Origin of the sequence: Micromonospora humida, from assembly GCF_016901255.1 — a bacterium.
In the GTDB taxonomy this organism is placed as follows: Bacteria; Actinomycetota; Actinomycetes; order Mycobacteriales; family Micromonosporaceae; genus Micromonospora; species Micromonospora wenchangensis.
This window is the reverse complement of sequence record NZ_JAFEUC010000012.1, coordinates 190,435-214,907: the sequence shown is the minus strand read 5'-3', so window position 1 is coordinate 214,907 and position 24,473 is coordinate 190,435. Positions and strand designations below refer to the sequence as shown.

Annotated in this window: 23 protein-coding genes; 7 read left to right on the top strand and 16 right to left on the bottom strand. The window is 73.6% G+C overall.

Annotation, left to right across the window (positions count from 1 at the left end):
• Positions 1-220: 220 nt before the first annotated feature.
• The gene (locus JQX11_RS23445; RefSeq protein ID WP_204927117.1) at positions 221-940 is read left to right on the top strand and encodes a hypothetical protein; all 720 of its coding nucleotides are present in this window, start codon (positions 221-223) and stop codon (positions 938-940) included.
• A 10-nt stretch (positions 941-950) separates the two neighbouring features.
• Here JQX11_RS23445 and JQX11_RS23440 read toward each other — a convergent pair whose 3' ends face one another.
• From JQX11_RS23440 to JQX11_RS23425, 4 genes are all read right to left on the bottom strand, one after another.
• Entirely contained in the window at positions 951-1,514 is a 564-nt protein-coding gene (locus tag JQX11_RS23440) for a hypothetical protein (protein WP_204927116.1), read from the bottom strand.
• 160 nt (positions 1,515-1,674) lie between these two features.
• Positions 1,675-2,736 carry a type III polyketide synthase gene (locus JQX11_RS23435; protein WP_204927115.1) on the bottom strand — a complete coding sequence of 354 codons (1,062 nt, stop codon included), beginning with the start codon at positions 2,734-2,736 and terminating at the stop codon, positions 1,675-1,677.
• 58 nt (positions 2,737-2,794) lie between these two features.
• Positions 2,795-3,961, bottom strand: coding sequence for an acyl-CoA dehydrogenase family protein (locus tag JQX11_RS23430; RefSeq protein WP_204927114.1), 1,167 nt, complete (start codon positions 3,959-3,961; stop codon positions 2,795-2,797).
• Between the two features lie 44 nt (positions 3,962-4,005).
• Entirely contained in the window at positions 4,006-4,764 is a 759-nt protein-coding gene (locus JQX11_RS23425) for a methyltransferase domain-containing protein (protein WP_204927113.1), read from the bottom strand.
• Between JQX11_RS23425 and JQX11_RS23420 the strand changes: the two genes are divergently transcribed.
• The 4 genes from JQX11_RS23420 to disA all read left to right on the top strand — a co-directional run bounded on the left by JQX11_RS23420 (position 4,763) and on the right by disA (position 9,458).
• The gene (locus tag JQX11_RS23420; RefSeq protein ID WP_372444625.1) at positions 4,763-5,650 is read left to right on the top strand and encodes a UbiA family prenyltransferase; all 888 of its coding nucleotides are present in this window, start codon (positions 4,763-4,765) and stop codon (positions 5,648-5,650) included. The genes JQX11_RS23425 and JQX11_RS23420 overlap by 2 nt on opposite strands.
• A 142-nt stretch (positions 5,651-5,792) precedes the next feature.
• Positions 5,793-6,596 (top strand): copper chaperone PCu(A)C domain-containing protein, encoded by an 804-nt coding sequence (locus tag JQX11_RS23415; protein WP_204927111.1) that lies wholly within the window; start codon positions 5,793-5,795, stop codon positions 6,594-6,596.
• An 86-nt stretch (positions 6,597-6,682) separates the two neighbouring features.
• Entirely contained in the window at positions 6,683-8,134 is a 1,452-nt protein-coding gene (gene radA, locus JQX11_RS23410) for a DNA repair protein RadA (RefSeq protein WP_204927110.1), read from the top strand.
• A 142-nt stretch (positions 8,135-8,276) separates the two neighbouring features.
• The gene (disA, locus tag JQX11_RS23405; RefSeq protein ID WP_088643288.1) at positions 8,277-9,458 is read left to right on the top strand and encodes a DNA integrity scanning diadenylate cyclase DisA; all 1,182 of its coding nucleotides are present in this window, start codon (positions 8,277-8,279) and stop codon (positions 9,456-9,458) included.
• A gap of 9 nt (positions 9,459-9,467) precedes the next feature.
• Here disA and JQX11_RS23400 read toward each other — a convergent pair whose 3' ends face one another.
• The 3 genes from JQX11_RS23400 to JQX11_RS23390 form a co-directional block, all read right to left on the bottom strand.
• Complete coding sequence (locus tag JQX11_RS23400) at positions 9,468-10,199, bottom strand: hypothetical protein (protein WP_204927109.1); 732 nt, start codon at positions 10,197-10,199, stop codon at positions 9,468-9,470.
• A 148-nt stretch (positions 10,200-10,347) separates the two neighbouring features.
• A complete protein-coding gene (locus JQX11_RS23395; protein ID WP_204927108.1) occupies positions 10,348-10,911 on the bottom strand; it encodes a peptide deformylase in 564 nt (187 codons plus the stop codon).
• Positions 10,912-11,025: 114 nt separating this feature from the next.
• Complete coding sequence (locus JQX11_RS23390; protein ID WP_204927107.1) at positions 11,026-11,538, bottom strand: glycine cleavage system transcriptional repressor; 513 nt, start codon at positions 11,536-11,538, stop codon at positions 11,026-11,028.
• Between the two features lie 96 nt (positions 11,539-11,634).
• Here JQX11_RS23390 and JQX11_RS23385 point away from each other — a divergent pair, with 96 nt between their 5' ends.
• Entirely contained in the window at positions 11,635-12,540 is a 906-nt protein-coding gene (locus JQX11_RS23385) for an iron-sulfur binding domain-containing protein (RefSeq protein ID WP_204927106.1), read from the top strand.
• A 123-nt stretch (positions 12,541-12,663) separates the two neighbouring features.
• On the opposite strand, the gene JQX11_RS23380 is transcribed toward JQX11_RS23385, so the two are convergent.
• From JQX11_RS23380 to lysS, 3 genes are all read right to left on the bottom strand, one after another.
• The gene (locus tag JQX11_RS23380; protein WP_204927105.1) at positions 12,664-15,189 is read right to left on the bottom strand and encodes an ATP-dependent Clp protease ATP-binding subunit; all 2,526 of its coding nucleotides are present in this window, start codon (positions 15,187-15,189) and stop codon (positions 12,664-12,666) included.
• Between the two features lie 479 nt (positions 15,190-15,668).
• Complete coding sequence (locus tag JQX11_RS23375) at positions 15,669-16,013, bottom strand: histone-like nucleoid-structuring protein Lsr2 (RefSeq protein ID WP_168222573.1); 345 nt, start codon at positions 16,011-16,013, stop codon at positions 15,669-15,671.
• 113 nt (positions 16,014-16,126) lie between these two features.
• Positions 16,127-17,635, bottom strand: coding sequence for a lysine--tRNA ligase (gene lysS, locus JQX11_RS23370; RefSeq protein ID WP_204927104.1), 1,509 nt, complete (start codon positions 17,633-17,635; stop codon positions 16,127-16,129).
• 92 nt (positions 17,636-17,727) lie between these two features.
• Here lysS and JQX11_RS23365 point away from each other — a divergent pair, with 92 nt between their 5' ends.
• Positions 17,728-18,468, top strand: a complete 741-nt coding sequence (locus JQX11_RS23365) for a class I SAM-dependent methyltransferase (protein ID WP_204927103.1) — start codon at positions 17,728-17,730, stop codon at positions 18,466-18,468.
• 28 nt (positions 18,469-18,496) lie between these two features.
• Here JQX11_RS23365 and JQX11_RS23360 read toward each other — a convergent pair whose 3' ends face one another.
• From JQX11_RS23360 to panC, 6 genes are all read right to left on the bottom strand, one after another.
• Entirely contained in the window at positions 18,497-19,255 is a 759-nt protein-coding gene (locus JQX11_RS23360; protein WP_204927102.1) for a type III pantothenate kinase, read from the bottom strand.
• Positions 19,256-19,325: 70 nt separating this feature from the next.
• Positions 19,326-20,222, bottom strand: coding sequence for a carboxylating nicotinate-nucleotide diphosphorylase (gene nadC, locus JQX11_RS23355; RefSeq protein WP_204927101.1), 897 nt, complete (start codon positions 20,220-20,222; stop codon positions 19,326-19,328).
• 114 nt (positions 20,223-20,336) lie between these two features.
• A complete protein-coding gene (locus JQX11_RS23350) occupies positions 20,337-22,034 on the bottom strand; it encodes an L-aspartate oxidase (RefSeq protein ID WP_204927100.1) in 1,698 nt (565 codons plus the stop codon).
• Between the two features lie 74 nt (positions 22,035-22,108).
• Positions 22,109-23,011, bottom strand: a complete 903-nt coding sequence (locus JQX11_RS23345; protein ID WP_204927099.1) for a septum formation family protein — start codon at positions 23,009-23,011, stop codon at positions 22,109-22,111.
• 100 nt (positions 23,012-23,111) lie between these two features.
• Positions 23,112-23,537, bottom strand: a complete 426-nt coding sequence (panD, locus tag JQX11_RS23340; protein WP_088647581.1) for an aspartate 1-decarboxylase — start codon at positions 23,535-23,537, stop codon at positions 23,112-23,114.
• A gap of 29 nt (positions 23,538-23,566) precedes the next feature.
• Positions 23,567-24,412: a pantoate--beta-alanine ligase gene (panC, locus tag JQX11_RS23335; RefSeq protein WP_204927098.1), complete on the bottom strand. Its 846-nt coding sequence runs from the start codon at positions 24,410-24,412 to the stop codon at positions 23,567-23,569.
• Positions 24,413-24,473 lie beyond the last annotated feature (61 nt).

The following is a 24,473-nucleotide window of genomic DNA, read 5'->3' as shown; positions in this document are numbered from 1 at the left end:
TCGGCTTGACAGGCGGCCAAACCAGTGGTTCAAACACGCTCCGTGAGCAGCGGATGACAACCCGGTACGGGTGATCGGAGCGCGGATTTCTCCAGCTGTGCGCTTCTCCCATGGTAGCCCGGCGGCGCTCCGGCCGCCCAGGTCTGGCGGCAGGAGGGTCCGTGCGGGACGCTGGAGGGGTACCGCACACGCTCGCCGCACCGCTGACCCGGGGGGTCCGATGGGCATGCCCGACGCCGAGGGACACGGACTGCCCGACCTGCCACCGGAGTGGGGGCGGGTGGTGGTGCCGGACGACGCGTCGGCGCTCGCCGAGGAGGCCGCCCAGCTCCGCCGCGAGCTGCGCCGGCAGGCCCGGTCCGGCCGGTGGCGACGCCGGCTGGGGTTGACCACGCGCCCCGACGGGCGGCCACCGCTCGGGCTACCCCTGCTGATACTCCTGGTGGCCGTGCTCACCACCACCGTCGGCCTGGTCACCGTCACCTGGCCCCGGTCGTCCCGGGGCACCGAACGACCCACCGTCCTGCCGCAGACGGGCACGTCGGTGCCGCTGGTCGGGCGGTCGCTGCCCGCACTGGACCTGGTCGACGTCGACCAGCGGCCGGTCCCGCTGCGCGGCCTGCTGCCCGCGATGATCATCCTGGTCGACGGCTGTGCCTGCGCCGAACAGGTGGCCGCCGCCGCCAGCGCCGCCCCGGACGGGGTGCAGGTGGTGAGCGTCGCCGCCGGACGGCAGGTCACCCCCGCGCCACCGGTCGGCGGACCGGTCCGCGCCCTCGCCGACCCCGCCGGCGAGCTACGCGCCGCGTTGCACCTGCCCGCCCAGGCCGGTGCCGCCCCGGCGCTGCTGGTGGACCGGGCCGGCACGGTCGTCCGGGTACTGCCCGAGCTGGGTGCCGCCGCCGACTACCGGGGCGACCTGATCCGGCTCGGCGGCTGAACCGGGCCGCTCAGGGCACCGCGACGACCTGCGCCTCCAGCTCGACCGAGCCCGGCCCGACCACCGAGAACTCCAACCGGGTGCCGCCGTCCGGGCCGCGCAGCTCCCAGGCGACCAGTTCGCCGTCGCAGGCCGTCCGCCGGTGCTGCGGCGGGTCGTCGTGCAGCACCGAGACCAGCAGCGTCCCGTCGCCCGAGCAGCGGTACTGGAAGAGGTGCCGTGCGCCGTCCGGGGCCGACTCCCGGCGTACCGGCGCCCGGCCGGACACCAGGGTCATCCGCTCCCGCCAGGTGGTGTCGGTGAACGTCGGCAGCCCCACGTCCGGGTCGCCGGAGGTCCCGGGCAGCTCGGTCGCGCCCAGCACCCGCCCGGTGCGAACGTCGATCACCACCACCCGCCGGGTGGCCTCCGCGCCGGCCGACGGCTGCGGTGACCCCGTCGCCGCCGAGCCCACCGGGTCGACCGCCGGGGCGGTGGCCGACCACCACCAGCCGCCCCCGACCAGGGCGAGCAGGGCCACGCCGGCCAGCACCGCACCACGCAGCCGATCACCGCCGACCCTCTCGACCCCCACCCGGCGAGGGTAACCAGCAGCCGACGGCGGCGCTCGGCGCAGCGCCGACCACACCCGCCCTGACCAGGTCGTCCACCTCACTGCGAGCGCTCCCGGCCGGCCCGGACCGCCGCCGGCCGGAAGTGGTTCAGGCCGGACTGCGGTGGTGGGTGGACGAGGCTCAGGAGCGGCGTTCGAGCAGGGCCGCGTAGAGGGTCAGTCCCGGGCCGAAGGCGAGCAGCACGATCCACCGGGGCGGAGCCGCCGCCCCCAGCAGCCGCTCCAGGATCAGCAGCACCGTGGGCGACGAACAGTTGCCGTGCGCGTCCAGCACCGCCCGGGAGGCCGCCAACGCGTCGTCGGGCAGGGCCAGCTCCCGCTCCACCACGTTGAGGATGCGCGGACCGCCCGGGTGCACCGCCCAGCCGTCCACCTCGGCGACCGTCGTGCCGTGCCGGGCCAGCAGGCCGTCCACCAGACCCCGGACGTGCGCCGAGAGCACCTGCGGGACCTTCGGCGACAGGCCCATCCGGAAGCCGGTGTCGGTGACGTCCCAGGTCATGTGGTCGGCGGTGGACGTGTCGGTCACCGAGGCGACCTCGCGCAGCGCGTACCCCCGGCCGGTGGTGTCGGTGCCGGGGACCAGCACGGTGGCGACCGCGGCGTCGGAGAAGAGGGCGTGCGAGACGATCTGCTGGGTGTCCATCCGGGCCGAGGACGGCTGGATGTGCAGGCTGGTCAACTCGGCGCAGAGCAGCAGCGCCGGCCGGCCCCGCGCGGTCACGAAGTCACCCGCCGCGCCCAACCCCGGCAGGGCCGCGTAACAGCCCATGTGCCCGACGAACATCCGCTGGCAGTCCGGGGCCATGCCCAGGTCCCGGGCGAGGAGGATGTCCAGCCCGGGGGTGGCGTAACCGGTGCAGGAGCAGACCACGAACAACCCGAGGTCACCGGCGGCGAGGCCGGCGGCGGTCAACGCCCGGCCGATCGCCTCCTTGCCCAGCGGCAGCGCCTCCACCTGGTAACGCCGCATCCGTCGGTCGGTCGGCCAGTCGGAGACGTCCTCCAGCAGCGGGTTGACCGCCGCCTGCCGGTGGGACACCCCCGAGTTGGCGAAGATCCGCTCGGCCAGTGCCCGGGTGGGACCCGAGAAGTGCTTCGCGAAGTAGCCCGTCCAGAGTTCGTCCTGGGCGGCGCCGGGCGGGTGTGCCGCCCCCAGCCCCGCGATCAACGGCACAGCCATCTGTCCCCGCCTCTCGTCCGCACTGCCCGTCCGGTGGTCGCCCCGACCCCCGTCACCCTCACCAACGAGGGGCCGTTCCGTCGCGGTCCGGGTCACCCCCGAGCACCGCCACCCCGAGCCAGTCGGCGCACACGTCCGAGGTCGCCGGATGCAGCGAGCCGCAGCGGGCGTCCCGGTAGAGCCGTTCCAGTGGATGCCCCCGGCGGGTAGCCGACGTCCCGGCCGCCTCCAGCATGGACGCCGCCACCTCCGCCGCCGTGGTGCCGGCGAGCAGCTTCGCCCGCCACACCCACCGGTTCGTCTCGGCGTCGCCGGGCGCGTCGTCGACCCGGCGGGCCGCCTCGGCCACCACCAGCTCCGCCGCCGCCACCGCCGCGTCCGCCCGGCCGAGCCGGGCCCGGACCGCCGGCAGACCGCCGAGGCCCCGCGCGGTGAGGTGCTCGGCGGCGGCGTCCACCGCCGCCCGGGCGACCCCCACGTAGACGGCGGCGTAGCTCGCCACCAGCCAGTGCGGCATGAGCTGGGCGACCACCAGGGCCAGCCCCTCCACGCCACCGAGCAGCCGGTCCGCCGGCACCGTCACGTCCAGGTGCAGGTCGTGCGACGAGGTGGCCCGCATGCCCAGGGCGTCCCAGGTCGGCTCCACCGTCACCCCCGTGCCGGCGGGCACCAGGAACTGGGAGACCAGCGAGGGGTCGGCGGCGCTGCGGGCGGCCACCAGGTAGCCGTCGGCATGCCCGGCCCCGGAGCAGAAGGTCTTGCTCCCCTTGATCCGCCAGCCGCCGTCGACCGCTTCGTAGACCGTGCTGAGCCGGGACAGCCGGGCCCCCGCGCCACGTTCGCTCATCGCCACCGCGTACCAGGCGCCCTCGGCCGCCGCGCGCAGCAGCCGGTCCCGGGCGGCCAGCGCCTCGTCCGGTACGCCCAGCGCCTCGGCCAGTTCCTCGGTCACCGCGCCGAGCGCGCCGGTGACCGAGGCGTGCATGTTGAACACCAGCGCGGTCGCGCCGTTGCCCCGGGCCAGTTCGGTGGCGACCGCCGCGTACCGGGCGAAGGAGGCTCCCGCGCCGCCCAGCGCGGCTGGGACCATCAGCCCGAACAGCCCGGACCCCCGCAGGTCGGCGAAGTCGTCGACCGGGAACGTGCCGTCCCGGTCGTGCCCGGCGGCGCGGGCGGCGAACCTCGGTGCCAACCGACGGGCCACCGCCGGTGCGTCCACAGTCATACCGACCCCTTCCTGGGTGTTCCTGGTACCCCTGACCGGGGCGGTTAGCCGTGCCGGACCCCCCGGCCCTGGTAGAGCACCGCCGTCGACCAGGTCGGGCGGATCACGGGCCCGTCGTGGGAGACGTCACGGGCGGCACCCCCACGGGAACGCCGCACCAGCCAGCCCAGCGTCGCCCGCAGCCCCGGCCGGACCCCCCGCACCCGCAGGGTGACGCCGTGCCTGGCGCACTCGACGACCAGCGCCCGGTCGTCCACGAACAACCGTGGGTCGTGGATGCCCCGGGGCACGGTGGGCAGGCGTTCACCCAGCTCCACCGCGACCAGCCGGGCCAGCAGCGTGTCGTTGAGGGTGTCCAGCACTAGCAGCCCGCCGGGGCGCAGCAGCCGGCACGCCTCGGCGACCGCCGCCCGCCAGTCGGGCACGTGCTCCAGCACCTCGCCGGCCGCCACCACGTCGGCGCACCCGTCGGCGAGCGGCACCGCCGTGACGTCACCGGCCAGCGCGGTGACGCCGTGCGCCGCCGCCTGTTCCAGGGCCGACCTGGTGAGGTCCACCCCGACGTGCCGGTAACCCTTGCCGGCCAGGTGGGGCGCCATCAGCCCGGCGCCGCAGCCCAGGTCGACCAGGACCGCGTCGGGCCGGGACGCCGGTGGTACCAGGGCGGCACGGGCCCGGGCCAGCCAGTGCAGCATCGCGAACGCGCCGTCGGGCCGCCACCACTCGCCGGCCAGGTCGTCGTACTGGCGGGGATCGTTGGGGGGCAGCACGCGTACACCGTCGGACACCGGACCGTGACCCATGGCATCGAGCGTGGCACGACCGGCCGGTAACGACCAGACTTCCCTTATGTGGCGGACGGTGTTAGGGCTGGTCAAAGCGAGTCATCCGGAACCGGGCCTGGCCGTGACCACGGTGGCCGGGCTGCTCGCCGTCGCGGTCGGTCACCGTCCGGCCGGGACGGTCGCCGTGGTGCTCACCGTGCTGTCCAGCCAGCTCGCCGTCGGCTGGGCCAACGACGCGGTGGACGCCGGGCGGGACGCCACGGTGGGGCGTACCGACAAGCCGGTCGCCGCGGGGGCGGTGGGCCGCCGCACCGTGCTGGTGGCCGCCGTGCTGGCCGCGCTCGCCACCCCGCTGCTGGCGCTGACCACCACCCCGGTCGCCGCGCTCTGCTACACCGTGGGCCTGGTCTCGGCGCTGCTCTACGACTGGCCGCTGAAGTCCACCCCGGTCTCGGTCCTGCCGTACGCGGTCTCCTTCGGCTCGCTGCCCGCGTTCGTGGTGCTCGCCCTGCCGGGGGCGCCCACGCCGCCGCTCTGGCTGGTCGTCGCGGCAGCCTGCCTGGGCGCGGGGGCGCACTTCGCCAACGTGCTGCCCGACCTGGCCGACGACGCCCGGACCGGGGTACGCGGGCTGCCGCACCGCCTCGGTGCCACCGGCAGCCGGCTGGCCGCCGCCGGGCTGCTGCTCGCCGCCACCGTCGCCCTGGTCCTCGGGCCACCCGGGCCGCCGTCGTGGGTCGGCTGGTCGGCGGTCGCGGCGGCCGTCGCGGTGCCGGCCGTCGGCTGGTACGCGGGCAGGGCCGCCACCCGGCGCGACGGCCGCTCGGTGGCCGCCTTCCGGGCGGTACTGGTGGTGGCCCTGATCGATGTGCTGCTGCTGGTGGCGAGCGGTCGGGTGGTCTGACCGGCACCCGCCCGGGTGGCGGCACCGGGTCCGTGTGCGGCCCTCGATCAGCCCCAACTACCCTGGAGCGCGGTCTGCGCGGGTATGACCACCCCGCGCCCGGGGCACGCACCGGGTGGGGATCGTGACGAGGAGGACCGACGTGACGCGCTCGATCAGGGGTTCCCGGCGGGCCACCCTGCTGCTGTCCGGCCTGGCGGGGGCGACCGCCCTGCTGGCGACGGGCTGCGGGGCGGGCCAGGTGTCCGAGACCGCCAACAAGCAGCCGTCGGTCCAGGGGGTCAACGTCCAGACGTCGGACAACGCGTACAAGGTGCGTGGCCTCTACGTCGACTACCCGGGTGAGGACGGTCTCACCGCCGGGGCGAACGCCGCGCTCAACGCCGTGATCTACAACGACACCCGGGACCCGGTCACCGTCACCGTCACCACCGACAGCGCCCGGCAGATCGTGCTCACCGGGGCCGCCGGCTCGGCCAGCCCCTCCGGCTCCGCCTCCCCCTCGGAGAGCGGCTCGCCGTCCGGGAGCGCGTCGCCGTCCGAGGGCGCCTCGCCGTCGGGCAGCGCCTCGCCGGCCGAGGGCGCGTCGCCGTCCGAGGGCGCCTCGCCGTCGGGCAGCGCCTCGCCGTCCGAGGGCGCTTCCCCCTCCGAGGGCGCCTCCCCGTCGGCGCCGGCCGGTCAGCCGGCCCGGATCGAGATCCCGGCCCTCGGGTACGTGCAGCTCAACGTGCAGAACGGCCAGCACCTCCAGCTCGTCGGGCTGAACGGGGCACTGCGCACCGGTCAGCAGGTCAACCTGACCTTCGACTTCGGCGACGGCCGTACCGTCAGCACCCCGGTCCCGGTCGGGGTGCCGCTGAGCCCGGCGCCCCAGTCCTCCCCGATCGTGCACCGCGAGGGTGGCGAGGAGAGCGGCCAGGAGGGCAGCTCCGGCCACGGCGGCTGACCCCGCGAGCGAGACACCGGCACCGCCGGCGTGGCGACGACCACGCCGGCGGTGTTTTCGTCACCGGTGAGGGTTAGCGTCCTGGGGTGACCACCCCCCGATCGACTCCCGCCCGTGGCGCGTCCGGCGCGTCCCGGGGCCGGGCCGCCCGCGAACCCCGCCCCGCCTACGCGTGCGACGCCTGCGGCCACCAGCCGCCCAAGTGGGTCGGGCGGTGCCCGGAGTGCGGCGAGTGGGGTTCGGTGGTCGAGTCCACCGTCACCGGGCCGGTCGTCTCCGGCCGGGTGGTCAGCTCCCGGATGCCGGCCGAGCCGGCCCGGCCGATCGCCACGATCAGCGCCGCGCCGGCCCGCGCCCGCCCCACCGGGGTCAGCGAACTCGACCGGGTCCTCGGCGGCGGCCTGGTCCCCGGCGCGGTGGTCCTGCTCGCCGGTGAGCCGGGGGTCGGCAAGTCCACCCTGCTGCTCGACGTGGCGCAGCAGTGGGCGGCCACCGCCGGCAGCCCGTCGCTGGTGGTCAGCGGCGAGGAGTCGGTCAGCCAGGTCCGGTTGCGCGCCGAGCGGATGGGTGCCCTGCACGAACAGCTCTGGCTGGCCGCCGAGAGCGACCTGAGCGCCGTCCTGGGGCACCTCGACGCGGTCAAGCCGGGCCTGCTCGTCCTCGACTCGGTGCAGACCATCTCCACCACCGGCAGCGAAGGGGTGCAGGGCGGGGTCACCCAGGTCCGGGCCGTCACCGCCGCCCTGGTCGCGGTCGCCAAGGAACGCGGCATCGCCACCGTGCTGGTCGGTCACGTCACCAAGGACGGTCAGGTCGCCGGCCCCCGCGTGCTGGAACACCTGGTCGACGTCGTGCTGCACTTCGAGGGGGACAAGCACTCCTCGCTGCGGATGGTCCGGGGCGTCAAGAACCGGTTCGGCGCGGCCGACGAGGTCGGCTGCTTCGAGATGCACGAGGGGGGCATCAGCAGCCTGGCCGACCCGTCCGGGCTCTTCCTCACCCGCTACTCCGAGCCGGTCCCGGGCACCTGCGTCACGGTGGCGATGGAGGGGCGGCGGGCGCTGCTGACCGAGGTGCAGGCCCTGATCGGCGCGACGGTGGCCGGCTCGCCCCGGCGTACCGTCTCGGGGCTCGACGGGGCCCGGCTGGCCATGGTGCTGGCAGTGCTGCAACGCCGTACCGAACGGCTCACCCTGCACGACCGGGAGGTCTTCGCGGCCACCGTCGGCGGCATCCGGGTCGTCGAGCCGGCCGCCGATCTCGCGGTCGCGCTGGCGGTCGCCTCCGGCGGGCTCAACCTGGCCATCGCGCCGCACCTGGTGGCGATCGGCGAGGTCGGGCTGACCGGCGAGGTGCGCCGGGTCGGCGCGGTCCCCCGCCGGCTCGCCGAGGCGGCCCGGCTCGGCTTCCGGATGGCCCTGGTGCCGCCCGGGTGCGGCCCCGAGAGCACCGGCGCCGGCCCGGACACCATGCGGGTGACCGAGGTCACGGACGTCCGGTCGGCGCTCCAGGCTGTCGCCCGCGCATCCGCGGAGTGACCGAGGGTCGCGACGGCGGGGGACCGGTCGGGCCATACCGGTCGACGTCCGGCAGGCCCGACCGGGGGGAGGCATCCGACGCCGTGACACATCACAGTAACCACGAGAGCACCCACCGCAGGGCAGTCCGTAGACTGTGCGCGTGCCGACCGACCGCGACGCCGCCAAGCCTGCCGGCGCGACGCCCCACACCCGCGCCGCCGCCGTGGGCTCGCCCACCCGTCCGATCAGCGTGAGCGTGGCCGGAGCCACCGGCAGCGCCGGTGATCCGCTACGGGCCAACCTCGCCCTGATGGCACCCGGCACCGCGTTGCGCGACGGGCTCGAACGCATCCTGCGCGGTCGCACGGGCGCACTGATCGTCCTCGGCTACGACAAGGTCGTCGACGGAATCTGCACCGGTGGCTTCCCGATGGACGTCGAGTTCTCCGCCACCCGGGTCCGTGAGCTGTGCAAGATGGACGGCGCGGTGGTGCTCTCCAGCGACGGCACCCGGATCGTGCAGGCCGGGGTGCACCTGATGCCCGACCCGTCCATCCCGACCGAGGAGTCCGGCACCCGGCACCGCACCGCCGAGCGGGTGGCCCGGCAGACCGGCTACCCGGTCATCTCGGTCAGCCAGTCGATGCGGATCATCAGCCTCTACGTCAACGGGCAGCGGCACGTGCTCGACGACTCGGCGGCGATCCTCTCCCGGGCCAACCAGGCCCTGGCCACCCTGGAGCGGTACAAGCTCCGCCTCGACGAGGTCTCCGGCACCCTGTCCGCGCTGGAGATCGAGGATCTGGTCACCGTCCGCGACGCGGTCGCCGTGGTGCAGCGGCTGGAGATGGTCCGCCGGATCGCCGACGAGATCGCCGGCTACGTGGTCGAACTGGGCACCGACGGCCGCCTGCTCGCCCTGCAACTCGACGAGCTGATGGCCGGGGTCGACGCCGACCGTACCCTGGTCATCCGCGACTACCTGCCCGCCGGCCGCAAGTCACGCACCCTCGACGAGGCCTTGGTCGAGCTGGACCTGCTCGGCGCGACCGAGCTGATCGACCTGGTCGCGGTCGCCAAGGCGATCGGCTACCCGGCCGCCTCCGACGCGCTCGACGCGGCGGTCAGCCCGCGCGGGTTCCGGCTGCTGGCCAAGGTGCCCCGGCTGCCGGTGGCCATCGTCGACCGGCTGGTGCTGCACTTCGGCAGCCTCCAGCGGCTGCTCGGGGCGACCGTGGAGGACCTCCAGGCCGTCGAGGGCGTCGGCGACGCACGGGCCCGGGGCGTCCGGGAGGGGCTGTCCCGGCTGGCCGAGGCGTCCATCCTGGAACGGTACGTCTGACCGGGCCGGTCAGCCGGTGACGACCAGCTTGACCGGCTCGCTCAGCTTGGTGCCCACCCGGGCGAAGACCTGGTAGTTGCCGGCCGGCGGGTTGGGGCCCGCGGCCACCCCCTGGCTGCACCGGCTCGCGTCCATGCCGTTCCAGGTGAGCTGGTAGGAACGCTCGAAGCCGGGGGTGAACGTCTGTGGGTCGGAGCCCCGGCCGGTGCCGCAGGTGTCCGACGACCAGACCTTCTCCGCCCCGGACTTGATGAACAGCTCCTGGGCGTCCGCGCCGACGTCCCGGTTACAGGTCCGCTGGGACTTGTTCCTGACCTTGAGGCTGAGGTCGACCGGGGCACCCCGACGCACCTCGGCGGGGAGCGCCACCGGGGTCACCGCGATCTCGCTGTCGGTGCAGGTGCCCTCGTCGGCCCGGGCCGGGTTGACCGGCGGGGCGGGCGGATCGGCGGCCGGGGCGCTGCTCGTGTCCGGATCGGCGGTCGGCCCGGCGGGCGGGCCCGCCGCGTCGGAGCCACCCGACGGGGACGCGGAACCGGCAGGCGGCGAGGCGGCCGTCGGTGTGGCCGCACCCGCGGCGGGAGCCGACGACGAGGCCCCGGCACCGGGTTTGGTGCCGGTGTCCCCCGATCGGGCACACGAGTAGAGCAGAACAACCAGGAGCAGAAGCCCCGCTCCGAGTACGACGGCGCGACGCCGCCAGTACACGGCGGAAGGCAGGGGACCGACCGTCAGACGCATGATGCCCCCACCGTAGCGGCGCTGCGCACGTGGACCGGCCACGACTCGCCGGGCATCAGCCACCGGTCGACGAATGACGTTCCACTGACGACAGTCGGCCGGCCCGCCCCGCCGGGAACCCGCGTCGCCACCGTGGTGACCGGCCGGGTCACAGGTAGACCTTGCGTTGGTAGACCGCGTGCGCGCCCGCCACCCGGTCGAGGAAGAGCAGCCCGGCGCAGTGGTCGATCTCGTGTTGCAGGGCACGCGCCTCGAACCCGTCGGTGACCAGCCGGACCGCCGTGCCGCTGCCGGGCAGCGCCCCCTCGACCACCAGCCGGCTGGCCCGTTTCACGTCGCCGGTCAGGTCGGGCACCGACATGCAGCCCTCCCGACCCGGCTTCCACCGGCTCGCCTCCACCACCCGGGCGTTGCAGAGCACGAAGGTGCCGTGCACCGTCACCGCCTTGGGATGCCCGGTCACATCCACGGCGAACACCTGCGCCCCCACCCCGACCTGCGGCGCCGCCAACCCCACACAGCCGGGCGACACCCGCATCGTGGCCACCAGGTCGGCGGCGAGCCGGATCGTCTCCTCGGCGGTCGGGTCCACCTCCGGGCCCGGCCGGCTCAGCACCGGCTCGGGGGCGCAGACCACCCGACGCACCTCCCCCGGCAGGCCCAGGTCCGCCGGGGTCCAGCCACCGAGCCCGAGGTACGGTTCCGCGCTCACGGGGCCACCTCGGTTCGCGACTGCGGGGCTCGCACACCCCGCTCACTCCTCGCGCTCACGGATTCACCTCGGTTCGCGACTGCGGGGCTCGCACACCCCGCTCACTCCTCGCGCTCACAGGAGGTCCGGGTCGGCGGGGCGCAGGGAGACCCCGACCCCCAGGTCGGCGGCCGTTCGGGCGAGTCGGCCGGCCAGCTCGTCGGCGCGGCCCGTGGGCAGGTCCACCTCGGCCACCACCACGTAGAGCGTGCCGGCCAGGCGGGTGCTCAGATCCGTCACGTTGCCACCCGCCTCGGCGATCACCCGGGTCATCGCGGCCACGATGCCCATCCGGTCCGCACCGTGCACCGACAGCACGTACGGCTCACCCGCCGGCGTCGCCGCACCGTCCGGGGTGACCGCGCGTACGGTGGCCAGGAGTTGGCCGTCGGCGGCCAGTGGGATCAGGGCGGCCTCGACCTCGGCGACGGCGGGACCGACGCAGATCAGGGTCATGGCGAAGTGACCGCGCAGCCGGGTCATCGTGGAGTCGGTGAGGTTCGCGCCGAGCCCGGCCAGCACCTCGGCGACGTCGGCCACGATGCCGGGCCGGTCCCGACCGATGACGGTGATCGCGAGCTCGCTCATCCGGGCATTCTGCCCGATCCGCACGACGGCGCGGCGACGCCCCGCCCGGCCCGCCCAACCAGCGGGAAGCCATCGCGTGACATCATCGTCGGCGCGATGACTGAACCCACCTTCACCACCCTGGTCAGCCGGTGGTACGAGCAGAACGCCCGCGACCTGCCCTGGCGGGTGCCCGGCATCGGGGCCTGGCCGATCCTGGTCAGCGAGGTCATGCTCCAGCAGACCCCGGTGGTACGTGTCCTGCCCGCCTGGCACGCATGGCTCGCCCGCTGGCCCGATCCCGCCGCCCTCGCCGCCGACACCCCGGCCGAGGCGATCCGGATGTGGGGTCGGCTCGGCTACCCCCGTCGCGCGGTACGGCTGCGCGAGTGCGCGGTGGCGATCGTGGAGCGGCACGGCGGCCGGGTGCCCGACCAGCTGGACCAGTTGTTGGCGCTGCCCGGCATCGGGACGTACACGGCGCGGGCGGTCGCCGCGTTCGCCTACGGCCAGCGGCACCCGGTGGTCGACACGAACGTCCGGCGGGTCGTCTCCCGGGCCGTCGCCGGTGCGCCGGATGCCGGCCCGGCCACCACCCCGGCCGACCTGGTCGCCTGCGCGGAGCTGCTGCCGGTGGAGCCGGCCGCCGCCGCGCTGGCCAGCGCCGCCTTCATGGAACTCGGGGCGATCGTCTGTACCGCCCGCTCGCCACGCTGCACGAGTTGTCCGGTCGAGTCGATCTGCGCCTGGCGGGCGTCCGGCCAGGCGGCACCCACGGGTCCGACCCGCAAGATCCAGCGGTACGCGGGCACCGACCGTCAGGTACGCGGGCTGCTGCTCGGGGTGCTCCGGGAGGCCACCGGCCCGGTGCCGCACCAGCGGCTCGACCAGGTGTGGCACGACGACGTGCAGCGGGCCCGCGCGCTCGCCGCGCTGGTCAAGGACGGCATGGTGGAGCCGGTCGGCGAGGAACACTTCCGGCTCATCGGGGACGGGCCGGTCACCCAACCGCTTCCCGGCTGACCGGGACCGCATCCGGCCGGCCCCGGCCGCGCCCGACCCACCGGACAGACAGGGCGGCGGCCCGGTGGCTCACGCCACCGGGCCGCCGCCCTCGTGCTCGATGCCCTGCCGACCCGTCGGGGCCTACTCGCCCGTGGTGGCGGCGCCACCCAGGTCGGCCGGGACGGCGTCCGGCACTTCGGCCGGACGGTCTGAGCCGTGGAAGACCAGCTTCGACTTGTCGATGTCCTCCGGGTCTCCCTCGCAGTCCACCACCACGATCTGACCGGGGGTCAGCTCGTTGAACAGGATCCGCTCGGAGAGGTTGTCCTCGATGTCGCGCTGGATCGTCCGACGCAGCGGACGGGCACCCAGCACCGGGTCGAAGCCCTTCTTGGACAGGTACTTCTTGGCGTTGTCGGTCAGTTCCAGGCCCATGTCCTTGTTGCGGAGCTGGCCCTCGATCCGCTGGATCATGATGTCCACGATCGAGAGGATCTCGTTCTGACGCAGCTGGTGGAAGACGATGGTGTCGTCGATCCGGTTGAGGAACTCGGGCCGGAAGTGCTGCTTGAGCTCGTCGTTGACCTTCTGCTTCATCCGGTCGTAGGTGGACTCGGAGTCCTCCGACTGCTGGAAGCCCAGCGAGACGGCCTTGGCGACGTCCCGGGTGCCCAGGTTGGTGGTCAGGATGATGACCGTGTTCTTGAAGTCCACGATCCGGCCCTGACCGTCGGTGAGCCGACCGTCCTCCAGGATCTGCAGCAGCGTGTTGAACACGTCCGGGTGGGCCTTTTCGATCTCGTCGAAGAGCACCACCGAGAACGGCCGACGACGCACCTTCTCGGTCAGCTGGCCACCCTCGTCGTAACCGACGTAGCCGGGAGGGGCACCGACCAGGCGGGACACCGTGTAGCGGTCGTGGAACTCGGACATGTCCAGCTGGATCAGCGCGTCCTCGCTGCCGAACAGGAACTCGGCGAGCGCCTTGGACAGCTCGGTCTTACCGACACCGGACGGGCCGGCGAAGATGAACGAGCCGGACGGCCGCTTCGGGTCCTTCAGGCCGGCCCGGGTACGCCGGATCGCCTTCGATACCGCCTTGACCGCGTCCTCCTGGCCGATGACGCGCTTGTGCAGCTCGTCCTCCATCCGCAGCAGCCGGGAGGTCTCCTCCTCGGTCAGCTTGTAGACGGGGATACCGGTCCAGTTGCCGAGCACCTCGGCGATCTGCTCGTCGTCGACCTCGCTGACGACGTCCAGGTCACCGGCCTTCCACTCCTTCTCCCGCTGCGCCTTCTGCCCGAGGAGCTGCTTCTCCTTGTCGCGCAGCTGGGCGGCCCGCTCGAAGTCCTGCGCGTCGATCGCGGACTCCTTGTCGCGGCGCACCTGGGCGATCCGCTCGTCGAAGTCACGCAGGTCTGGCGGCGCGGTCATCCGGCGGATGCGCATCCGGGCCCCGGCCTCGTCGATCAGGTCGATCGCCTTGTCCGGCAGGAAGCGGTCGGAGATGTACCGGTCGGCAAGCGTCGCGGCGGCCACGAGGGCCGCGTCGGTGATGCTCACCCGGTGGTGCGCCTCGTAGCGGTCCCGCAGGCCCTTGAGGATCTCGATGGTGTGGGCCAGCGACGGCTCACCCACCTGGATCGGCTGGAAACGACGCTCCAGCGCGGCGTCCTTCTCCAGGTGCTTGCGGTATTCGTCGAGGGTGGTCGCACCGATGGTCTGGAGCTCGCCCCGGGCCAGCATCGGCTTGAGGATGCTCGCCGCGTCGATCGCGCCCTCGGCGGCACCCGCACCGACCAGGGTGTGGATCTCGTCGATGAACAGGATGATGTCGCCCCGGGTGCGGATCTCCTTGAGCACCTTCTTGAGGCGCTCCTCGAAGTCACCCCGGTAGCGGGAGCCGGCGACCAGCGCACCGAGGTCGAGGGTGTAGAGCTGCTTGTCCTTCAGCGTCTCGGGCACCTCGCCCTTGATGATCTTCTGGGACAGGCCCTCCACCACGGCGGTCTTACCGACGCCGGGCTCACCGATCAGGACCGGGTTGTTCTTGGTGCGGCGGGACAGCACCTGCATGACCCGCTCGATCTCCTTCTCGCGCCCGATCACCGGGTCGAGCTTGCCCTCGCGGGCAGCCTGGGTCAGGTTGCGACCGAACTGGTCCAGCACGAGGCTGGTCGACGGCGCGGCCTCACCCGGCGCGGTGCCGGCGGCGGCCGGCTCCTTGCCCTGGTAGCCGGAGAGGAGCTGGATCACCTGCTGGCGGACCCGGTTGAGGTCGGCGCCCAGCTTCACCAGCACCTGGGCGGCGACGCCCTCGCCCTCGCGGATCAGCCCGAGCAGGATGTGCTCGGTGCCGATGTAGTTGTGGCCGAGCTGCAGCGCCTCGCGCAGGGACAGCTCCAGCACCTTCTTGGCCCGGGGCGTGAACGGGATGTGCCCGCTCGGCGCCTGCTGGCCCTGGCCGATGATCTCCTCGACCTGCTGACGGACGCCCTCCAGGGAGATGCCGAGGCTCTCCAGGGCCTTGGCCGCCACACCCTCACCCTCGTGGATCAGGCCCAGCAGGATGTGCTCCGTACCGATGTAGTTGTGGTTGAGCATCCGGGCCTCTTCTTGGGCCAGGACGACAACCCGTCGCGCTCGGTCGGTGAACCGCTCGAACATGCCCTCGTGCTCCTCACGTGCCGTGCGCCTCGACTGCGAGATCTTGGCGGGGCCGGTGCTCGGACGTCCGGGACGGGCGTCCGTGCCTCCTTACTCTATCGCCGCTGACCGACTCCGCTGAGGTCGTGTCTCCTCGTACCGAGCCGTTCCGACGTCGTTTTGACCAACCATCCGCGCTCAGGAGGTGTTCCGGCACCCCAGCCTGTACGCGCAGAGCGAAATTCGCCCGGGGTGCACGACGCCCTCCCGGGGCCCCGTGGGTCATCCACAGGCTGTGGACGAAGTCTCCACCGGCTGTGGACAACGCCGCCGGAGCCGGAGAACTTCCCTCCCGGGCAGGGTGCCGCCGACCGCCCGGAGGGGCACCCGGACCGCCCGGAGGCACCGCAGACCGCCCGGAGCACGCCTCCGGACCGGCCCCAGACGGCGACGCCGGCCCGGAGGCGTGCTCCGGCCCGGCGTCGGTTCGCCACTGACGCTCAGCGGGTCGCGTGGTACTCGTCGACGATCTCCTGCGGGATGCGACCCCGGTCGGAGATGTCCTTGCCGTTCTTCTTGGCCCAGGACCGGATCGCCTTGTTCTGCTCGCGGTCGGCGGTCGCCCCGCCCCGGCCCCGGGCGGCCCGGCCACCCACGACCACGCCGCCCCGACCGACCCGGGTACCGGCGGCCACGTACGGCGCGAAAACATCCCGCAATTTGTCGGCGTTGGAGTTCGACAGGTCGATCTCGTACTGAACGCCGTCGAGGGCGAACTTGACGGTCTCGTCCGCGTCCCCGCCGTCCAGGTCATCGACCAGCTTGTGAATGATCTGCTTGGCCACGTCCCACATTCCTTTCGAGCAGGGTGCTCCTGCAATAGGAGCACGATAACCCGCCCGATGCTTGCCACGTCAATAGGTCGCTGTAACGACCCGGCAAAGGTCCCCCTGCGGGGCTACTCGGCACGGACCAACGGGAAGAGGATGGTTTCCCGAATTCCCAGGCCGGTCAGCGCCATCAAGAGCCGGTCGATTCCCATTCCCATACCCCCGGCCGGCGGCATTCCGTACTCCATGGCCCGGAGAAAGTCCTCGTCCAGCCGCATGGCCTCGTCGTCGCCCCGGGCGGCCAGCTGCGCCTGCGCGACCAGGCGTTCCCGCTGCACCACCGGGTCGACCAGCTCCGAGTAGGCGGTACCCAGCTCGAAGCCGAGCACGTAGAGGTCCCACTTCTCGGCCAGGCCCGGCTCGCTGCGGTGCGCCCGGGTGAGCGGGCTGGTCTCCTCCGGGTAGTCCCGCACGAAGGTCGGCGCCTGGAGGCTCGGCACCACCAGTTCCTCGAACAGCTCCTCGGCCAGCTTGCCCGGACCCCACTTCGGGTCGACCGCCAGCCCCACCTTGTCGGCGTACTCCACCAGGCGGGCCCGGTCGGTGCGGACCGTGACCTCCTCGCCGAGGGCCTCGGAAAGCACCCCGAAGAGGGTCACCGAGCGCCACTGCCCGCCGAGGTCGAACTCGCGCCCGTCGGCATGGGTCACCGTCGTCGAGCCGCTGACCGCCACCGCCGCCTGCTGCACGAGATTACGGGTCAACTCGGCCATCGTGTCGTAGTCGCCGTACGCCTGGTAGGTCTCCAGCATCGCGAACTCCGGCGAGTGCGACGAGTCGACTCCCTCATTGCGGAAGTTGCGGTTGATCTCGAACACCCGGTCGACCCCGCCGACCACGGCGCGCTTGAGAAACAGTTCCGGCGCGATTCGCAGATACAGATCCGTACCGAGCGCATTGCTGTGGGTCACGAATGGGCGGGCCGCCGCGCCCCCGTGCAGCAACTGGAGCATCGGCGTCTCGACCTCGATGAATCCCTGGCCGTGCAACGAGTCGCGCAGGCTGCGCACCGCCGCGGCCCGGGTCCGGACCATCTGGCGCGCCTGCGGGCGGACGATCAGGTCCACGTAACGCTGGCGGACCCGGGCCTCCTCACTCAGCGGCTTGTGGGCCACCGGCAGCGGACGCAACGCCTTGGCGGTCACCGCCCACTCGTCGGCGAGCACCGACAGCTCACCACGCCGGCTGGTGATCACCTCGCCGGTGACACCGACGTGGTCACCCAGGTCGACCAGGCGCTTCCAGTCCTCCAGCCGCTCCGCGCCGACCCGGTCCAGGGAGAGCATCGCCTGCAACTCGGTGCCGTCGCCGTCGCGCAGGGTCGCGAAACAGAGCTTGCCGGTGTTCCGTACGAAGATCACCCGGCCGGTGACCGCGACCCGGTCCCCGGTCGCGGTGTCGGTGGGCAGCTCGGCGTACCGCTCACGCACCTCGGCCAGGGTGCTGGTCCGGGGAAAACCGACGGGGTACGGCTCGACGCCCTCGGCGAGCATCCGGTCCCGCTTCTCCCGGCGGACCTTCATCTGCTCGGGAAGGTCGTCGGCGGGGTCCACTGGCACGGCGTTCTGCTCGGTCACGGCACGCTTCCTCGGCTAAGGGAGTTTCGACTGGGTCAGCCCATGAGCGTACTCATGCCCCCGGGCGGCCGTTACGGGATAACCTGCCCGTCATGGTCGAGGACACCCGGGCACGGTCCTTCGGTACGGTCGCCGTCGACTACGACCGGTTCCGACCCGGCTATCCCGCCGAGGCGCTGCGCTGGGCGCTGGCCGGCGCGGGTGCGGTCGCCGGCGTGGTCGACCTGGCCGCCGGCACCGGCCTGCTCACCCGTGGCCTGCGGGCCCTCGGCCACCAGGTGACCCCGGTGGAACCCGACCCGGCGATGCGGGCCCGGCTCGACACGGCCGTCCCCGGGACCACTGCCCTCGCCGGCTCCGCCGAGGCGGTCCCGCTGCCCGACTCGAGCGCCGACGCGGTGCTGGTCGGGCAGGCGTACCACTGGTTCGACCGGGAACGCGCGCACGTCGAGATCGCCCGGGTGCTCCGGCCGGACGGCATCTTCGCTCCGATCTGGAACATCCGGGACGAAACGGTCGGCTGGGTGGCCGAGCTGGGGCGGATCGCCCAGATGGGCGAGAGCATCAGCGACCTGACCGTGAAGGTGACCACCTTCGGTGCGGCCTTCGGCCCGGTCGAGCTGGGCCGGTTCACCCACCGCACGACAGTCACCTCCGACGAGGTCCTCGGGCTGATGCGTACCCGCTCACACTGGTTGGTCGCCGCCCCGCAGCAGCGGCAACGGATGGACCGGGAACTGCGCGAGCTGTTCGCCACCCACCCCGACCTGGCCGGCCGGGCGACCGTCGAGCTGCCGTACCAGACGCTGGTCTTCCGGGCCCGGCGGCGCTGAACCGCCGCGACCGGCCCGGCCGTCGTGATCAGGTGTTGCGCTCGTAGACCATGCGCAGGCCGATCAGAGTGATCATCGGCTCGTGGTGGGTGATGGTCCGGCACTCGCCGATCACCACCGAGGCCAGCCCTCCGGTGGCGATCACCGCCCGGACCTCGCCCAACTCCTCGGCCATCCGCTCGACGATCCGGTCGACCTGCCCGGCGAAGCCGAAGTAGAGGCCGGACTGGAGGCACTCGACGGTGTTCTTGCCGATCACCGAGCGGGGCTTGTTCGCCTCCACCTTGCGCAGCTGGGCGGCGCGGGCGGCGAGGGCGTCGAAGGAGATCTCGATGCCGGGGGCGAACGCCCCGCCGAGGAACTCCCCCCGACCGCTGATCACGTCGAAGTTGGTGGTGGTACCGAAGTCCACCACGATCGACGGGCCACCATAGAGGGTGTACGCGGCCAGCGTGTTGACCACCCGGTCCGCGCCGACCTCCTTCGGGTTGTCGATGGCGAGCTGCACGCCGGTGCGTACCCCCGGCTCGACGACGACGCTCGGCAGGTCGGCGTAGTAGCGGGCCAGCATGGTCCGCAGCGAGCGCAGCGCCGCCGGCACCGTCGAGCAGGCGGCCACCCCGGTGATCTCCACGGCGTCACCGGCCAGCAGCCCCCGGAACATCAGCCCCAGCTCGTCCGCTGTCGAACGGGCGTCGGTCTTGATCCGCCACGAGTGCACCAGGCGGTCGCCGTCGAAGGTCGCCAGCACGGTGTTGGTGTTTCCGATGTCGATGCAGAGCAGCACGCACGCAGCCTAGACGCCGGCCGGGCCGCCGGGCGCGAGGAGTGGGCCGGGCCCGGCCGCCCGTGCCGGCTCACCGCTCACGCAGGTCCAGGGCGATGTCCAGGATCGGTGACGAGTGCGTCAGCGCACCCACCGAGAGGTAGTCCACCCCGGTCGCCCCGTACTCGGCGGCGACCTCCAGGGTCAGCCCGCCGGTCGCCTCCAGCTCCGCCCGGTCGCCGACCGCCGCGACCACCTCGCGCAGGGTCGCCGGGGACATGTTGTCCAGCAGCAGGAAGTCGGCACCCGCCTCGACCGCCTCCACCGCCTCCGCCGGGGTGTCCACCTCCACCTGCACCGGCACCTCGGGGAAGGTCTGCCGGACCCGTCGGTAGGCCGCCCCGACACCACCGGCGGCCAGCTTGTGGTTGTCCTTGATCATGGCGACGTCGTACAGGCCCATCCGCTTGTTGGTGCCGCCACCGGCGCGGACCGCGTACTTCTCCAGCATCCGCAGGCCGGGCGTGGTCTTGCGGGTGTCCAGCACGGTCGCCTTGGTGCCGGCCAGGGCGTCCGCCCAGGCCCGCGTGTGGGTGGCCACCCCGGACATCCGGGAGAGCAGGTTCAGCGCGGTGCGCTCGGCGGTGAGCAGCAGCCGGGTCGGGCCGGTCACCGTCGCCAGCACGTCACCCCGGGCCACCCGCGCGCCGTCGTGGGCCACCACGACCACCTCGACCGTACGCTCCGCAGCGGTCACCTCCCCGACCAGCTCGAACACCGCGGCGGCCACCGCCAGCCCGGCCACCACCCCGGCCTCCCGGGCCACCAGGTCGGCGGTGTCGGTCTGCCCGGCCGCGATGGTGGCGACACTGGTGACGTCGCGGAAGTCCGCCCCCAGGTCCTCGGTGAGCGCGTCGACGATCACCCGCCGCACCCGCTCCGGGTCCAGCCCACCGGCGGCCAGCGCCTGCCGCGTCGATTCCCGCACTGTGTTCCTCTCGTTCGCCACTGCGGGGCTCGCAAACCCGGCTCACTCCTCGGGCTCACACGACCCCTCCGTTCGTCGGCGCTGCCCGCGCCACCGCTCCTTCGCCGCCCGTGGTCAGGGCAGCCCCTCCCAGCGTTCGGTCAGCCCGCCCCGGGTGTCGATCGCCGCGACCAGGTGGCCGCGCCACCGCTCGTCGGCCGTCGGGAAGTCCTCCCGCCAGTGGCAGCCCCGGGTCTCCTGCCGGGCGTACGCGGCGGCCACCAGGGTCGCCGCCACGGTGACCAGGTTCGTCGCCTCCCAACCGGCGGTGCCCGCCCGGCCGGCGTCACCGGCCAGCTCGGTCAGGGTGGCGGCGGTCCCGGCAAGGCTGGCCGCCGACCGCAGCACCCCCGCACCCCGGGTCATCGACCGTTGCAGCGCCGGCACGCCCCCGGCGGACAGCACCCCGCCCCCGCCGCCCACCCACGCGCCGGTCGACGCCGGCTGCGCCTGCTCGGGCAGGCCGGTGGCGATGTCCTCGGCGATCCGGCGGGAGAAGACCAGCCCCTCCAGCAGCGAGTTGCTGGCCAGCCGGTTCGCGCCGTGCACGCCCGTGCAGGCGACCTCGCCGCAGGCGTACAGGCCGGGGATGGAGGTCCGGCCACGCAGGTCGGTGCGGACGCCGCCGGACGCGTAGTGGGCGGCCGGGGCGACCGGGATCAGATCCGTCGCCGGGTCGACCCCGATGGCCAGGCAGGACGCGACGATGGTCGGGAACCGCCCGGCGAGGAAGTCCCCGCCGAGGTGCCGGGCGTCGAGATGGACGTGGTCGGCGCCGGTGGCCAGCAGCACCCGGTGGATGCCCTTGGCCACCACGTCGCGGGGGGCCAGCTCGGCCAGCTCGTGCTGGCCGAGCATGAACCGCTTGCCGTCGGCGTCGACCAGGTACGCGCCCTCGCCCCGCAGCGCCTCGGAGACCAGCGGCTGCTGGGCCAGGCCGGCACCGGGCACCCGGGCCTGCTCGGGCACGATCAACGCGGTCGGGTGGAACTGCACGAACTCGACGTCGGTGACCGCCGCGCCGGCCCGCAGCGCCAACGCCACGCCGTCCCCGGTGGAGACCGCCGGGTTGGTGGTGGCCGAGAAGACCTGCCCCATCCCGCCGGTGGCCAGCACCACCGCGCGGGCGAGCAGGGCGCCCACGCCGTCCTCGCTGCCCTCGCCCAGCACGTGCAGGGTGATCCCGCAGGCCGGGCCGGGAGCGTCCGGGCCGTCGCCGGGGGCGCGCAGCAGATCCAGCACCAGGGCGTTCTCGACCAGCCTGATCCACGGGTCGCGGCGGACCGCCGCGTGCAGGGCCCGCTGCACCTCCGCCCCGGTCGCGTCACCACCGGCGTGCACGATCCGGTCGGCCCGGTGCCCGCCCTCCCGGGTGAGCATCAGCGAACCGTCCGGGTTGCGGTCGAACTCCGCGCCGATGCGCATCAGCTCCCGCAGCCGCAGCGGCCCCTCCTCCACCAGCAGCCGGACCGCCGCCGGGTCGCAGAGTCCGACCCCGGCGATCTCGGTGTCCCGGGCGTGCGCGGCGGGCGAGTCCGCCGGGTCGAGTACGGCGGCGATCCCGCCCTGCGCCCAGCGGGTCGAACCGTCGTCGATGTTGACCTTGGTGACCACGGTGACGTGCAGGCCCGCCTCGCGCAGGTGCAGCGCGGCGGTGAGCCCGGCCACCCCGGAGCCGACCACGATCACGTCGGTGGTCTCCACCCAGCCGGGCGCGGGAGCAGCCAGCAGGCTGGGCAGGGCCGGCAGGTCGACGGTCGGACGAAGTTCCATGACCACAGTCAACCCGAACGATCCTCGCGACGGGGGGCGGGGGGCGGGACGAGTGGTTTCGGCTACCCCGTCCGCTACTTCGTCCGCACCGGCAGGGCGGCCGGACCGCCGCCCTTCAACGAGGCCGTCACCGTCCGGTCGCTCAACCACAGGTAGCAGCGGACCCCCCGGTCACCGACCCGCCACCGGCCCGGACCGGGCGGACGCACCACCACCCCGCTGCGGAAGCGCAGCCTGGTGTCGTCCGGCACCCCCACGTACCGGGCCAGCAGGCTGCGGCAGCCGGCGTACAACGGCAGCCAGTCGACATCCTTGGTCGGGTACGGCCGGTCGGGGGCCTTCCAGGCGCCCACGAACTCCGCCTCGTGCGCCGCCGGGCACTCGACCGGGACCAGCACCTGCACCCCGGCGCCCCGACCGCTCTTGGCCCGCTGGCAGCCCAGCTGCAGCGGGGAGGGCCCCTTCAACGCGTCCCGTAGGCTGCCCGTGCGGGTGACCACGGTGGCCGCCGCCTCGACGGTGTTCAGCTCGCTCAGGTCGCACCGGAACCAGCGCGCCCCGGCCGCCCAGCCCGGCGCGGTCGGCAGCGCCACCGCCAGTCGCAGCCGGCCGGCCCGCCAGTCGTCGCCCACGTACCCGGCGGCCCGGGTGTCGCACTCGGCGAACGCGCCCCGCAGCTCGGTCGAGCCGGTGGCCGGCGCGGTGGCCCGCTCCCCCGGCAACGCGCCCACGTGCACCGTCTCCACCCGGTGCGGCACCGCGCAGTCCACCGGCGCGTACGCCGCCAGGGAGACCGTGTCGGTGAAGTCGGCGACCTGGCACACGCCCGCCGCGGGGGTGAACGGCCCGGCCGGCGGCAGGGCCGCCCAGTCGTCGGTGAGATCGCCGTCAAGGCCGCCCGGGGCACCGCAGGCCGCCAGGACCGCTCCCGCCGCCACGGCGGCGACGACGAGCGTCACCGCTCGGCGGACCCTCATCGCACGGCGCAACGCGGCCTCCCCCAGCCGACGACCGTCAATCCGACGGTCAGCCCAGGGTAACCAAAAATGACCTTCCGGTAACAGACCGGAATTCTGGTCAGCCGACGACGGCGAGTGGACTCGGCACCGGGTCACCGGCCGTGCCGACGGCCGCCGCTGCCGGGTCACCGCCCAGCTCAACCACCCTGTTGTCGGCGTCCACGTGGACCACCCGGGGGCGGTACGTGCGGGCCTCCGCGTCGTCCATCTGACCGTACGAGATCAGGATCACCAGGTCCTGCGGGTGCACCAGATGCGCCGCCGCGCCGTTGATGCCGATCACACCGCTGCCCCGCTCGCCGGGGATCACGTACGTCTCCAGCCGGGCCCCGTTGGTCACGTCCACGATCGCCACCTGCTCGCCCGGGAGCAGGTCGGCGGCGTCGAGCAGATCCTGGTCCACCGTCACCGAACCGACGTAGTGCAGGTCGGCCTGGGTCACCGTCGCCCGGTGGATCTTCGACTTGAGCATGGTCCGGAGCATCGTGGTGCCTTTCCGAGTCAGGTACAAGGTCAGCTGCGGGGAGCGAGCCGGATGGCCAGGTTGTCGATCAGCCGGGTGCCGCCCACCCAGGCCGCGATCAGCAGCCGGGCCGGCCCGGCGACCGGCCCCGGCTCCAACTCCGGGTCGGTGAGCGCCAGGTAGTCCAGCCGCGCGCCCGGCGTCGCGCCCAGCGCCCGGTGGGCGGCGGTCAGCACGTCACCGGCGTCCGCACCCCCCTCGGCGGCGGCCGCACCGGCCCGCAGGGCGGCGGACAGGCCCAGCGCCACCTGCCGCTCGTCCGCCGACAGGTAACGGTTACGGCTGGACAGGGCCAGCCCGTCCGGCTCCCGGACGGTCGGCACGCCGACCACCTCGACCGGCACGTCCAGGTCCCGGGCCATCCGGCGGACCAGGGTGAGCTGCTGGTAGTCCTTCTCCCCGAAGAAGGTGAGATCGGGCCGGGTGAGCTGGAGCAGCTTCAACACCACGGTCAGCACCCCGTCGAAGAAGCCGGGCCGGCTCTGCCCCTCCAGCTCCTCACCGAGCCGGCCCGGGTTCACCCGGACCGTGGGCTGCCCGTCCGGGTACATGTCCGCCGCGGCCGGGGCGAACACCAGGTCCGCACCGGCCCGCCGGCACACCTCCAGATCGGTGTCGAGGGTGCGCGGGTACCTGTCGAAGTCCTCGTTCGGGCCGAACTGCAACGGGTTCACGAAGATCGTCACCAGCACGTGGTCGGCCCGCTCCCGGGCGGCCCGGATCAGCGTCTCGTGCCCCGGGTGCAGCGCACCCATCGTCATCACGACGCCGACCGTGCCGGCCAGCCCGGCCCGCGCCTTCGCCAGCTCCGCGCGGGTGTGCACCAGTTCCGTCACTGAATTACCCTTCGTTCGCGCTGCGGGGCCCGCAAACCCGGCTCACCGGCCCATCCGGGCC